This is a genomic window from Streptomyces sp. M2CJ-2 (genome assembly GCF_016757295.1).
Lineage (GTDB): Bacteria > Actinomycetota > Actinomycetes > Streptomycetales > Streptomycetaceae > Streptomyces.
The window spans coordinates 14,659-28,268 of sequence record NZ_JAESIF010000050.1; the positions used below are offsets into that span (position 1 = coordinate 14,659).

At 72.9% G+C, this 13,610-nt stretch carries 8 protein-coding genes; 2 read left to right on the plus strand and 6 right to left on the minus strand.

From position 1 onward, the window contains the following. Positions 1-154: 154 nt before the first annotated feature. The 3 genes from JL475_RS28380 to JL475_RS28390 form a co-directional block, all read right to left on the minus strand. Positions 155-5,116 (minus strand): DNA repair ATPase, encoded by a 4,962-nt coding sequence (locus tag JL475_RS28380; RefSeq protein ID WP_202280813.1) that lies wholly within the window; start codon positions 5,114-5,116, stop codon positions 155-157. 76 nt (positions 5,117-5,192) lie between these two features. Continuing rightward, positions 5,193-7,238, minus strand: coding sequence for an SPFH domain-containing protein (locus JL475_RS28385; RefSeq protein WP_202280814.1), 2,046 nt, complete (start codon positions 7,236-7,238; stop codon positions 5,193-5,195). A 283-nt stretch (positions 7,239-7,521) separates the two neighbouring features. Continuing rightward, positions 7,522-7,902, minus strand: a complete 381-nt coding sequence (locus JL475_RS28390) for a hypothetical protein (RefSeq protein ID WP_202280815.1) — start codon at positions 7,900-7,902, stop codon at positions 7,522-7,524. Positions 7,903-8,152: 250 nt separating this feature from the next. Here JL475_RS28390 and JL475_RS28395 point away from each other — a divergent pair, with 250 nt between their 5' ends. Continuing rightward, positions 8,153-9,214: a CdaR family transcriptional regulator gene (locus tag JL475_RS28395; RefSeq protein ID WP_202280816.1), complete on the plus strand. Its 1,062-nt coding sequence runs from the start codon at positions 8,153-8,155 to the stop codon at positions 9,212-9,214. Between the two features lie 60 nt (positions 9,215-9,274). On the opposite strand, the gene JL475_RS28400 is transcribed toward JL475_RS28395, so the two are convergent. From JL475_RS28400 to JL475_RS28410, 3 genes are all read right to left on the minus strand, one after another. Then, on the minus strand, positions 9,275-10,120 hold the full coding sequence (locus tag JL475_RS28400) for a hypothetical protein (protein WP_202280817.1): 846 nt from the start codon (positions 10,118-10,120) through the stop codon (positions 9,275-9,277). A 162-nt stretch (positions 10,121-10,282) separates the two neighbouring features. Further along, complete coding sequence (locus tag JL475_RS28405) at positions 10,283-10,681, minus strand: RidA family protein (protein ID WP_202280818.1); 399 nt, start codon at positions 10,679-10,681, stop codon at positions 10,283-10,285. Next, positions 10,678-11,805 carry an acyl-CoA dehydrogenase family protein gene (locus JL475_RS28410; RefSeq protein ID WP_202280819.1) on the minus strand — a complete coding sequence of 376 codons (1,128 nt, stop codon included), beginning with the start codon at positions 11,803-11,805 and terminating at the stop codon, positions 10,678-10,680. The genes JL475_RS28405 and JL475_RS28410 overlap by 4 nt, the downstream gene beginning before the upstream one ends. A 148-nt stretch (positions 11,806-11,953) precedes the next feature. Between JL475_RS28410 and JL475_RS28415 the strand changes: the two genes are divergently transcribed. Further along, positions 11,954-13,600: an AMP-binding protein gene (locus JL475_RS28415; protein ID WP_202280820.1), complete on the plus strand. Its 1,647-nt coding sequence runs from the start codon at positions 11,954-11,956 to the stop codon at positions 13,598-13,600. Positions 13,601-13,610: the final 10 nt, after the last annotated feature.

Sequence of the window (13,610 nt, forward strand, 5' to 3'; positions counted from 1 at the left end):
CGGTTGGTTGTTGAAGCAACCACTCTTTTAGCAGGGCTGAAACTCGTCAGTAACACCTCGGCGAAAAGCCGCCCGTAATGCCTGAATGGTCATTCGACCGAACCATCTCCGCGCGTAGATAAACTCCTTTCTTCTAAGGGAATTCACAGTTCTCTCAGATGGCGTTCCGATCTCCCGAGGGGCTCCGGCCGGCGCTCCGGGGGCCGGCCGCGCGGGTGATGGCCGACTCGACGGCGGCGATGCGGTCGCCGAGGAGGGCGAGGGCGGCGACCGCGCGGGCGAGGGCGTCGTCGTCGGGGCCGCCGAGGGTGCGGGTGCGGAGGTGGGCGGCCTTCACCTCGTCCCAGCGGTCGGCCTGCGCGGGGGTGAGGGTGCCGCGCAGCTCGGCGAGTTTGAGCAGGCTCGCCTCCGCGCCGGTGGTGAGGGTCTGCGCCTCGGCCGTGTAGTGGTCGTCGACGACGGCGGTGAGTTCGGCGTCGTTCATGACCGGCTGGATCCGCTGGGCGATCTTGTTCATGTTGCGGTAGGAGCCCTGGAGGCGGAACGGCGGCTCGGTGCGGGCGTCGTCGGACTGGGCGGCGGAGGCGATGTAGGCCGCGTTGACCGCGAGGACCGTGCGGCGGGCGGTGAGCAGGTGGCGCAGGACGGCCAGGACGCGGTCCAGTTCGGTGGGGGCGTAGGGGTGGGTGAGCCGGTCGGCGTGGGCCGTGGGGTCGCCCTCGGCGAGGCGGATCAGCAGGTCGAGGTCGGCGCGGTCGCGCCCGGCGAGCGGGGCGAGCACCGGGTTGGCGGTGAGGGCGTTCTCCACGAAGCTGGCCGCGAAGGCCTCTTCCTTGCCGGTGAGGACGTCGCCGAGGTTCCACACGTCGGCGCGGTTGGCCAGCATGTCGGGCACCCGGAAGAGTTCGCCGGACTCGGTGTACGGGTTGCCGGCCATGCAGACGGCGAACCGCTTGCCCCGCAGGTCGTAGGTGCGCGGCTCGCCCTCCCACACGCCTTCCACCCGGCGGGTGGCGTCGCACAGCGGGATGAACTTCTGGAGGAGTTCGGGCGAGGTGTGCTGGATGTCGTCGAGGTACAGGAGGGTGTTGTTGCCGGCGGCCAGCGCGAAGTTGATCTTTTCGATCTCCTGGCGTGCGGTGGCGTTCGGTGCTTCGGCCGGGTCGAGGGAGGTGACCGTGTGGCCGAGCGCGGGGCCGCTGATCTTCACCAGGACGAGGCCGAGCCGGTCGGCGACGTACTCCATGAGGGTGGTCTTGCCGTAGCCGGGCGGGGAGACCAGGAGCAGCAGTCCGCCGGTGCCGGTGCGTGCGGACTCGCCGGTGGTGCCGAGCTGTTTGGCGAGGCTGTCCCCGATGAGGGGGAGGTAGACCTCGTCGACCAGGCGGTTGCGGACGAAGGTCGACATCACGCGCGGGCGGTGGTCGTCCAGGCGCAGCCGGGTGCGTTCGGCGTCGACCAGGGCGGTGCGGCGGCGCTGGAAGGCGCGGAAGGCGGGGGTGTCGTGCTCCCTGAACTCCTTTGTGCGGGCGAGGAATTCGTCCAGGCGGAGGGCCAGGCGCCGGTCGGTGATGCGGGGGTGGGTGCCGAGCAGGCCCTCCACGGTGGTGGTGAGGGGCGCGTCGGACTCGTGGCGGGGCCGGCCGGGGCAGAGTTCGGCGGCGACGGCCTCGGCGAGGTCGCCGGGGGTGAGGCGGGTGCCGGTGGCGGTGGCGTACGCGGACAGCCAGGCCTCGACGAGTTGGCGGCGGGCGGCGAGGTCGGTGAGGGCGGGCAGGTCCTCGTCGTAGGCCTCGGTCGCGACGGTGCGGCGGAACTTGTCGAGCAGGGTGCGGGTCTGCGCGCTGATGACGAACCCGTCGGGGCCGGTGGTGAGTTCGTCGAAGAGGTAGGCGGCGCAGGCTTCCGGTCGGGCGGTCGTGTCGGGGTGCCGGTCGGCGATCGTGCGGGCGAGTTCGGTGTGCAGTTCGGCGAGCGCCGGGGGCGGCCCGAAGGCGTCGCGGACCCGGGCGAGGGAGCGGGCCCGGCGGGTGAGGTCGGCGCGTTCCTCGGCGGTGGTGGCGTGGGTCCAGTGCAGCAGGGCGAGGGCGCGGGCGGCGGGCTCGTGGCGCAGGACTCCGGCCCCGTCGTGCAGGCGCAGCACGGCGGTGAGGATCGCGGTGGCGTCGTGGTCGTGGACGCCGCGCTCGTACCCCTCGTCGTAGGCCTCCTCGGCGGCCCGGCGCACCAGTGCCTCGAGGTCGTCGGCGCCGTTCAGGGCGTCGGGGCCGTGCTCGTGCAGGAGGCGGGCGGCGAGGTGTTCGGCGCGGTAGACCCCGGGCGACTCGGAGGGCAGGTGCCGCTCCCAGTGGCGCCGGCCGTCGGTGAGGGCGGGGTCGGTGACGGGGCTGCGGTAGTCGGTTCCGGTGAGGGCGAAGGCGAGGGTGTCGCCGTGCGGGACGACGGTGAGGTCGAGGGGCTGGGTGGTGACGGCGAAGCGGTGGCCGCCCAGGCGGATGGCGCGGCCGTCGTCGGCGTAGAGGTCGGTGCGGTCGCGCAGGGCGCGGGCGGCTTCCTGCCGGGCGGAGCGGAGGCGTCCGTCGAGTTCCTCGGCCCGGACCCGGTCGCCGAGTTCGCGCAGTTCACCGGCGGTGCGGCGGACCTTGGCGACCAGCGGGTCGGAGGCGAAGTAGGTGCTCACCTCGTCGGTGTCGGCGAGGGTGGTGGAGCGGCGGGCGATCGTCGCGAGGACGCGGTCGGCGGCGGAGGCGAGCTGTTCGGCGCGACGGGCGCGGGCGTCGGTGAGGCTCTGTTTGCGGGCGGCGAAGGCCTCGTAGATCTCGGTGCGCTGGTCGGCGAGTTCGCCGAGGACGTCGTCGAACTCCGCGAAGCGGGACTCCAGGGTTTCCAACTGGGCCAGTACGCGGGTCAGTTGTTCGTCGCAGGTCTCGGGGTCGGTGGCGGTGGCGAGGGCGCCGGTGACCGTCTGGCCGAGCAGGGCGATCTCGGCGGCGAATCCGGCGCGCGCCTCCCGGTCGCGCAGGCCGCGGCGGCGGGCGTCGAGGGTGGCGCGGGCGCGGTTGACGCCGCCGAGGGCCTCGGCGACGCGTTCCAGTACGGCGGTGCGGACGGTCGCGTCGCCGATGTCGAGACCGGCGACGACCTCGGTCACCGTCCGCAGTCCGTCGGCGAGTTCGTCCAGGCGGGTGGCGACCGGGGCCGCCTCGGCGGCGACGGTGATCGTCTCCGCGTCGGCGACGAGGCGTTCGACGTCGGCGTGGTGGGCGGTGAAGGCGTCCTCGTGGGCGAGGTGGGTGACCGCGCGCTGCCCGAAGGAGGCGAGGTCGTGGCCGGCGTCGGCGGCGAGTTCGTCGATGCGGGCGTGGTCGGCGTACCGCATCTCCTTCAGGGTCAGCAGATGGCCCTGGGCGTGGCGGAGTTCGGTGAGTCCGGCGACCCAGGCGGTGGCCTCGCGGGGCTGTTCTCCACGCAGCCGGCGCACCACGGAGGCGATGCGGGCGGCTGCCTCGTCGAGTGCTTCGGCGGCCCGGCGGGAGAGGTCGCGTACGGTCTCGAACTCGGCCAGGACCTGTTCGGCGGTGCCGCGCACCTGCTCCAACGGGGCGTGCAGGTCGCCGAGTCCGGGGTCGGCCAGCCAGTGGTGGGCGTCCGCGGTACGGACGCAGGCGGCGACCAGGGCCTCGTACACCTCGGTGGTCGGGGTGGTCTCGGTGACGGAGCGGGCCAGGGACAGGCAGTCGGAGACGCCGCGTACGAGGTCGGCGTTGCCGACCCGGTCGAGGGGGCCGTCGCCGACGGGCTGCGCGGCGGCGTGGGTGTCGGAGACGTAGGGCGAGTGCCACAGCTGGAGCGGGTGGACGCGGGCCGGTTCGTCGCCGTCGGGCCGCAGCAGGGTGAGCGCGCCGTCGTCGAACAGGGCCCAGCCGTGGCAGGTCAGCGGGGTGGCGACCTCCTCGCGGATCACGTTGTACGACAGCAGCAGGGAGCGGCCACGGCCGGGTGCGTGGAAGGCGTACAGCACGTCCTCGCCGTTGGGTGAGCGCACCTCGCGCTCGAACTCCATGCCTGTCGTGTCGAGTTCGTATGTCTTGTGGGGACCGGCGGCCAGGCAGTAGCCGCCGGGGAAGACGATGCCCTGGTCCTCGGGCAGGCGCCGGCAGCCCTGTCCGACGCCGTCGAGGCGGACGACGGTCCGGGTGAGGGTGTTGAAGACGAGGTGGCGGTGCGCGGTCTCCTTGTAGGGCAGGACGCGCAGCAGGATCAGGGCGCCGACGCGGGCGTAGGCGATCTCCGCGTCGGCGAGGGACTGGAGCGGTTCGTCGACCGGTTCGCTGTGGATGCCGTCGGGGGTCTCGGTGTCGCTCTGCGTCCTGACGGTGAGCGTGCCGCCGAGGGTGTCGACGAAGACCTCGCCCTGGACGGAGACGTGCGGGTGCCGGCCGAGGACGTGGTCCTCGCGGGTGGTGCGGGTCCATTCGATGTCCGGAGCCGGGGTGCGCGCGTGGTCGCGGTCACCGCGCGCGTCGAGGAAGGCGGCCCGGCCGTCCTCGGTCACCGACCAGCGCAGGACGCGGATGTCGCCGGCCTTCTCGCCGGTCTGGAAGACGGCGAGCAGTCTGCCGTCCACGCGGCGCAGCCGCAGCAGGCGTGCCTGGCGGTAGTAGCGGTGCAGCGCGGCGAACTCCCGTACGAAGGCGGGGTCGTCGAGCAGTCCGGGCACGGCGTCGTCGGGCAGCCGGCCCAGGTCGCGGTCGTGGACGGCGAGGACGTCCCCGACGGCGGTGTCCGTGTCCGGGCGGGGCTGGGCGCCGTAGCCGAAGAGGAGCACGTCGCCCACGGCGACGATGTCGCGGGGCACGCTCGTGCGGTCGGTGCGCAGTCGTTCGGTGCCGGTGAGGCGCAGTTCGGCGGAGCCGAACGCCTCGATCCTCTGCCGGTTCAACGCCTCGGTGCGGCGGGCCAGTTCGGCGGCCTGCGCGGACAGCCGGTCGCGCAGCACCTGGTAGGTGCCGCCGTCGACCGACCCGTGGAAGCCGGCGGCGGGGCCGGTACCGGTTTCGGTGTCGGCCGGGGCGTGGGCGCGGGTGTCGGGCGTCTCGTGGGTGCCGGTGCTCATGGCCGCCTCTCGGGAGGGAGCGGTCGGGAGCCGCCGTCCCCTGTGCGGCGGCTCCCGATGGGGGTGGTCGGGCTCGTCAGACCCTCGCGTGGCCGTTCAGCGCGGCCAGCGGGGTGTCCGCAAGTCCCAACTCCCCAGCTTTTTCGATCAGTTGCTGAAGCTGTCCGGTGTTCTCGCCGCCCGCCTTCATCAGCTGCATCAGCAGCGCGGACACCGTCAGGTGCTGCACGTCGGCGCTGGAGACGGAGCCCAGCATCCGGCTCAGGTCGTCGGTGAAGCTCGCCGTGCCGTCCAGCCAGGGCCCGGCGAGGGCCTGGGCGGTCCGGGAGTGCTGGACGAACCCGTCGACGCTCTTGCCGAGGGAGATCGACGACATCAGCCGGTCGAAGAACACGGACTCCCCGCCGACGATGTTGATGTCGGCGCCCTCCAGGCCGGTCGCGAGGACCGTGGCCTGCGCCTCGGCGACCTGCCGCTGCGCCTCCAGGCCGGCGAGCCGTATGTCCTTCTCCGCCTCCAGCCGCAGCCGGTACTCCTCGTGCCCGCGGGACGCCTCGTCCAGCGCGGCCATCGCCGCCGCCTTCTCGGTGAGGCCTGCCGCCTCCGCCCTGAGCTTCCCGCTGATGGCCTCCGCGTCCGCGAGCGCCTTGGCCCGCGCGCCCTCGGCCTCGGCGCGCATCCGGGCCTCGGCCGCCTCGGCCTCGGCACGGCCGGCCTTCTCGATGACCTCGGCCTCCTTGTCGCGGACCTGCACGGCGGCGAGTCCCTCGGCGGCGGCCTCCGCCTGGATGGCCTCGGCCATCCGCAGCTTCGCCTGTGCGTCCAGGTCGGCGGTCTTCAACCGGGCCTCGGCCAGGGTCAGTTCCTCGGCGGCACGGTGCGTGGCGGACTGCTCGGCGGCCTCGGCGGCCTTGATGTCCTTGACCAGCTTCTCCTGCGCCTCGGCCTCGGCGGCGATGATCACGGCCTGGCGCTGCCGCTCCGCCTCCTCCACGGCCCGCAGCTTCTTGATCGACTCCTCCTGCTCGGCGACCGTGCGGTCCACCGCGACCCGCTCCCGGACGACCTCGGCGATCTCCCGCTTCTCCGCCTCGACCTCCTTGTCGGCGGCGATCCGGGTCAGCGAGGTCTCCCGCTCGCGGGCGATGACCTCCAGCATCCGGTCCTTCTCGATGCGCTCGCTCTCCACCGCGATGACCCGCTCGCGGTTCTTGGCGGCGACGGCGACCTCGCGGGCCTGGTTCTCGCGCTGCACGCCGAGCTGTTCCTCGGTGCGCAGGAAGGCGCTCTGCGCACGCAGCCGCTCCTCCTCCACCACCCGCGCCGTCTCGGCCTCCTCCCGGGCCCGTACGGTCTCGATCTCCCGGCGCTGCTTGATCTCCGCGTCGGCCTGGCGGCGCTCCAGCTCCAGGATCGCCTCCCGCGCGTCGACGTTCTGCCGGGTGATCTCCTTCTCCTCGCCGCGCTGGGCCTCGTTGGTGCGGACGTGCTCGATGGCCGTCAGCTCGGTGATCTTGCGGATGCCCTGCGCGTCGAGCACGTTGCCCGGGTCCAGCTGGGACAGCGGCGTCTGCTCCAGGAAGTCGATCGCCGCGTCCTCGAGGTGGTAACCGTTGAGGTCGACCCCGATGACCTCGATGATCCGGTACCGCAGCTCCTCACGCTTGGTGTAGAGGTCGGTGAAGTCCATCTGCTTGCCGACGGTCTTCAGCGCCTCGGAGAACTTCGCGTGGAACAGCTCCTGCAGGGTGTTGCGGTCGCTGGCCCGCGCGGTGCCGACCGCCTGGGCGACCTTGATGACGTCCTGCACGGTCTTGTTGACCTTGACGAAGAACGTGATGCGGATGTCGGCGCGGATGTTGTCCTGGCAGATCAGGCCTTCCTTGCCGGCCCGGGTGATCTCGATGGTCTTCACCGAGATGTCCATCACCTCGGCCTTGTGCAGCACCGGCAGCACGACCTGCCCGGTGAAGGTCACGTCGACCTTGCGCATCTTGGAGACGATGAGCGCCTTGCCCTGCTCCACCTTGCGGAACAGCTTGGTCATGACGAACAGGGCGGCGAACACGAGGAGCAGGCAGACGCCGACGAGCACGGCGACACCCACGGTGGCAGCATCCATGGGACACGTCCTTCAGGGCTTTGTGACGGACAGAAGTGACAGGTCGACGCCGGGCGTCGAGAAGTGGAGCGGGCGGAGCCTCCCCCGGTGCGGCTCGGCTCGGAGAAATCGGAAATCCCAGCGAACTCGGAGAATTCAGCGAACTCGGAGAGCCCGGACGGCTCGTACAGCGTGGTGGTGCGGCGTGGTCGCGTGACACGCCCGGCCTGCGCGGGAGCCGTGGAGCGGCTCCGTCACGAGACACGTGCGGCGCACCGCCCCGGTTCCCGCCGAGCCCGCGGAACTACCGGGACGGCTCGGGTTCGTCGGGCAGGAGCCGGTGCAACGGGCGCACGAAGAAGCGGGTCAGCCGCCAGGCGGCGAGCAACGCGGCGAACACGACCGGCAGGCGCAGCGACCTCGCGGCGGACCCGTCGGGGACGTGGACGGCCAGCAGCACGGTCGCGCCGGTGGCCAGCAGCCAGGCGAACAGGGCCAGCAGGGAGAGCGCGAGGGCGACCGGCACCCCGCCCATCCCCCAGGCGTCGAGATCCGCGTCCGAGTCGAAGGCGTGGGGGGTGGTGGCACCCACGGCCACCAGCAGCCAGAAGCAGGCCGCCACGACGAGGGCCGCGGTGAACAGGAGGGTGGGCAGGCCCGTGGCGGCCTCTGCGATCAAGTGCATCCCCGTTCCCCCCTTCCCGTTCGCGGCTCGTACCGGTGGCAGCACCGGTTCCCTCGGGTTCGGTGCCCGACGCCTGCCGGTGCCGGGCACCGGAACCATCCGCGGTGCTCCCCGCGGACCATGTTGCCCGTTACCGATCCGTCCGCGCATTGCCGGAACCCGGCAATGTTCACTAGGGTCTTCATGCCGAGTAGGGCATCAACGACGCATCAAGACGGCGTCAAGGGTGCGTCAAAATCGAAGGGGCGATGTGGCGGAGCGGGAGATTCCGGAGGAATATCTCGAAGGTTATGCCCAGATCCTGGAGGAGGTCGCGGCCACCGGTCGGCGCCTCTCCCGGGACGAGCTGGCCTCCCGGAAAGCGCTGGGGGAACGCGCCGCGGAGGCGGGCTTCGGACTGCGTGCCCTGGTGCGCACCCATCTGACCGCCGCACGCGACGCCTGGCCGCGCGGCCACACCGACTCGGCCGAGGCGGCGCTCTCCGCCGTGCAGCAGGCCGTGGACGCCTTCGCCGAGGGCTACGAGCGGGCGCAGCGGCTGGCGGTCCGTCGGGAGGAGGCGGCCCGGCGGGAGTTCATCGACGATCTGCTCCACGGGCGCAGCGACCTGGGCCGGCTCGCCGAACGCGCCGACCGCTTCGGGCTGCGGCTGTCCCAGGCGCACGCCGTCGCCGTCGCCCGGGGCCCCGTCGCCTACGACGAGGGGGACGCCGTGCCGCGGCGGGTGGAGCAGGCCCTCGTCGCCCGGTTCGGTGACCGCAGCATCCTGCTCACCACCAAGGACGGGCGGCTGCTGTGCGTCGCGCCGGGGCACCACGGCGAGGTGCTCACCCACTTCGCCAAGCAGGCGCACGCCGCGACCGACGGCGGCCAGGTCGCCATCGGCCGCCCGCAGTCCGGGCCCGGTGGTGTCGTCCACTCCTACGAAGAGGCCCTGCGCACCCTGGAGATAGCCGAACGGCTGGGGCTGGACGAGCCGTTGCTGCGCGCCGCCGAGCTGCTCGTGTACCCCGTCCTGGCCCGCGACCGCCAGGCGATGGCCGATCTGGTCCACAACACCCTCGGTCCGCTCACCACGGCCCGGGGCGGTGCCGAGCCCCTCCTCGACACGCTCACCGCGTACTTCGACTCCGGTTGTGTCGCGGCGGAGGCGGCCCGCCGACTCTCGCTGAGTGTGCGGGCACTGACGTACCGTCTGGAACGCATCCACAAGCTCACCGGCGCCGACCCCTCGGAGCCCGCGCACCGCTACATGCTCCAGACGGCGGTCATCGGCGCCCGCCTGCTGGCCTGGCCGGCCAACGAACTGTGATTCCTGTGAGGTTCGCAGTTCCGGCGAGTCCGGGTCGCGGGGCGGCCGGGTCTGCTCGTCTCAGGCGGTGGGCAGGATCTCCCGGCGGATGTCGTCGCGGCCCATCGCCGTGAGGCGGGGCACCTCGGTGTTCCAGTGCACGGCCAGGTCCTCCAGGGCGTCGGTCAGGGCCCGTTGCAGTCGTCGCCGGCCCAGGCGGAGGGCGAGGGCGGCCACCGGGCGGAACAGGCGGCGGCCTCGTATCCGTACGGTGACCGTCACCTCCCATCTGTCCTCGACGGGGTCCGGCCGCGGTACCGCCCGCAGTTCCGCCCGCGCCGCGCCGCACTCCAGCCGGGCCCGGAGCGGCGCGGAGCGCGGGGCGCGTCCGGTGTCCGTGGCGGTCCACCAGTCGTCGAGCCGCAGCCGGGCCCGGCCCGTCGGCCGGGACAGCGCGGACCACACGCCGTCGATGCGTGCACTCCCCTTGATCTCGGCCTCGCGCGGCCGGTCCGGGCTGCGCAGGGTCCCCTCCCCCACCAGGACGGCGTCCGCCCCGGACACGGCGATCCCCAGCCGCAGCGCACGGCGCCGGTCCCACTCCCGCACGGTGATCCGGACCGATTCACCGGGGTCCTCCGGCGTCCGCTTCTTCTCCGCGCCCCCGGCCGCGGTGCCGGGCCCGTCCCCGTCCCCGTTCTCGCTCTTGCCCTCGTTCTCGTCGAGCACCGCGTCGTACACCGCACCGGGCCGGAGATGACGCCCCTCGATCAGCCGCACGTCCGGCAGCACGCCCCCGTCCGGCAGCAGTACCCGTCCCGCCTCCACACTGCTGCTCTCCCCCGACTCCACCACAGCGGCGAGAGCGTCGACGAGCCAGGCGCGCGGAACGGGAGCGAGCACCACCGTGTGGCTGAGTGAGACCATGCGGTCAGCCTGCCGGGCCTGCCGCCCGCCCGTCCATGCCCGGGGACGGCAGAACCGGCGCCGACAGACTTCCGGGCCGCGGCAGAACGGCGTGGCGGGTGCCGCTCGTTCAGTCCTGGACCAGCGTGACGTCCTGTCGCTCCACTGCGTGGACGAGGGGCATCAGGGCAGCAGGGCGAAGCCGTCGATTTCCACCATCGCCTGCTCGTCCCACAGGCGGACGACCTCGACCACCGCCATCGCGGGATAGTGGGTGCCGACCAATCGCCGCCAGACGCGGCCGAGTTCGCGGGCGTGGACGCGGTACGCGGCGACGTCGGTGGCGTAGACGGTGACGCGGGCCAGGTCCGCCGGGGTGCCGCCGGCCGCGCGCAGGGCGGTGAGGAGGTTGGTGAGGGCCCGGGTGAACTGCTCGGGCAGGGTGTCGCCGACGACCTTTCCGTCGCCGTCCAGGGCGGTCTGGCCGGCCAGGAACACCACCCGGGAGCCGGTGGCGACGACGGCGTGCGAGAAACCGGCCGGTGGGGACAGCTCGGGCGGGTTGACGCGCTCGGTGGTCATCGGCCCTCCAGGCTCTTGTACAACTCCTTGGCGATGATGTCCCGTTGGACCTCGCTGGCCCCCTCGTAGACGCGGGGGGCACGGACCTCGCGGTAGAGGTGTTCGAGCAGGTGCCCGCGTTGCAGCGCCCGCGCGCCGTGCAGTTGGACGGCCCGGTCGACGACGTACTGCGCGGTCTCGGTGGCCAGCAGCTTGGCCATGGCGGCACGGCTGGGGACATCAGGGGCGCCCGCGTCGTACGCCGTGGCGGCCGCGTACACCATCAGGCGGGCCGCCTCCGTGCGCAGCGCCATCTCGGCGACCTGGTGGGACACCGCCTGCAGCTCGCTCAGCCGACCGCCGAACGCCTCGCGTCCGGCGGTGTGTTCGAGGGTGGCGTCCAATGCCGCCCGCGCCATGCCGACCGCGAACGCGCCGACGCTGGGCCGGAACAGGTTGAGGGTGTTCATGGCGACCCGGAAGCCGCGGTCCACCTCGCCGAGCAGGTCGTCGGAGGTCACCGGTACGGCGTCGAGGGCGAGGGCCCCGATGGGATGCGGGGAGAGCATGTCGAGGGCGGTGCCGGTGAGGCCCGGACGGTCGGCGGGCACCAGGAAGGCGGTCACGCCGCGGGCGCCGGCGCCGGGGGTGGTGCGGGCGAAGACGGTGTAGAAGTCGGCCTCGGGCGCGTTGGAGATCCAACGTTTCTCGCCGGTGAGCCGCCAGCGGCCGGGGCCGTCCGGGTCGGCGGTCAGGGAGAGCGCCGCCGCGTCCGATCCGGCCCCCGGCTCGCTGAGCGCGAACGCCGCGATCGCCGTGCCGTCCGCCACCCGGGGCAGCCAGCGGGCCCGCAGTTCCTCGGCGCCGTGGGCGTGCACGGGGTGGGCGCCCAGGCCCTGGAGGGCGAGGGCGGTCTCCGCCTCGGTGCAGCCGTGGGCCAGGGACTCACGCATCAGGCACAGGTCGAGCGCACCGGAGGTGAACAGGCGGGGCAGCAGGCCGAGGGTGCCGAGTTCGGCGACGAGGGGCCGGTTGACCCGGCCCGGTTCGCCCTTCTCGGCGAGCGGGCGCAGGCGCTCGGCGGCCAGGGCCCGCAGCCGTTCGCACCAGGCGAGTTGTTCCGGTTCGAGCGAGAATGCGGTCATCGCCGGTACCTTCCCTCCTCGCGCCCGATGCGGCCCGCCATGAGGCTCGCCCGAGTGGACCCCGTCAGGCTATCGCGAACCGTTGACTGTCGTCATCAACGCGATACGCTCCTGGGGCGAGCCCACCACACCGAGGGGGCGAACCGTCATGAATCCACGGACCACCGGGCACCCGCACCCCACCGGGCACCTCGACACCTTCGCCCGCGACCACCTCCCGCCACCCGGCCAGTGGCCCGAACTCCGCTTCGACCTGCCGGAGCTGGACTACCCCGAACGGCTGAACTGCGCCGCCGAGCTGCTGCACGGCCCGCCCGGCGACCGCCCGGCGTTCCGCACCCCCGACGGCGGCGTCTGGACGTACGGCGAGCTGCGCGCCCGCGTGGACCGGCTCGCGCACGTCCTCACCGGCGACCTCGGCGTCGTCCCCGGCAACCGGGTGCTGCTGCGCGGCCCCACCACGCCCTGGCTGGCCGCCTGCTGGCTGGCGGTGCTCAAGGCGGGCGCGATCGCCGTCACCGTGCTGGCCCAGCAGCGTCCGCACGAGCTGAGCACGATCTGCGGGATCGCCGACGTACGGCACGCGCTGTGCGACGTCCGGGCCGTCGACGACCTCGCCAAGGCGGAGGTTCCGGGTCTGCGGATCACCCCGTACGGCGGTGACGCGCCGGACGACCTGCTGAACCGTCCGGCGCCCGGCACGCCGTACGAGGCCGTGGACACCGCGGCGGACGACGTGGCGCTGATCGCCTTCACCTCGGGCACCACCGGCCGCCCCAAGGGCTGTATGCACTTCCACCGGGACGTGCTCGCGATCGCGGACACCTTCTCCCGGCACGTCCTGCGGCCGGAGGCGGACGACGTGTTCGCCGGCAGTCCGCCGCTCGGCTTCACCTTCGGCCTGGGCGGTCTCGTGGTCTTCCCGCTGCGGGCGGGTGCCAGCGCGCTGCTGCTCGAACAGGCACACCCCGCGCAGTTGCTGACCGTGATCGCCGAGCACCGGGTGTCGGTCCTGTTCACCGCGCCCACGGCCTACCGGGCGATGCTCGAGACCCTCAACGGGCACGACGGGCGCGACGGCCCCGACATCTCGTCACTGCGGCGCTGCGTCTCGGCGGGCGAGAACCTGCCGGCCGCGACCTGGCGGGCCTGGCACGAGCGCACCGGGCTGCGGGTCATCAACGGCATCGGCGCGACCGAACTGCTGCACATCTTCATCTCCGCCGCCGACGAGGAAATCAGACCCGGGACCACGGGAGTTCCGGTCCCCGGATGGCGGGCGCGCGTGCAGGACGCCCACGGCACTCCCGTGCCCGACGGCGAGCCGGGGCTGCTCGCGGTGTGCGGGCCCGTCGGCTGCCGCTATCTCGCCGATCCGCGCCAGCGGGAGTACGTGCGCGGCGGCTGGAACGTCACCGGCGACACCTATGTCCGCGAGCCCGACGGCTACTTCCGCTATGTCGCCCGCGCCGACGACATGATCATCTCGGCCGGGTACAACATCGCGGGCCCCGAGGTCGAGGACGCCCTGCTGCGCCACGCGGACGTCCTGGAGGCGGCGGTGGTCGGGCGGCCCGACGAGACGCGCGGCCAGGTCGTGGTGGCGTACACGGTCCTCAAGGAGGGCGCCGAGCGGGACGCCGAGGCCCTGCGCACCTTCGTGAAGTCGGAGCTCGCCCCGTACAAGTGCCCGCGCGAGATCGTCTTCCTGGACGCGCTGCCGCGCACCGCGACCGGCAAACTCCAGCGGTTCCGCCTGCGCACCGCCGCCGGTACGGGAGCTGACCAGGGGTGACACCGGTGCC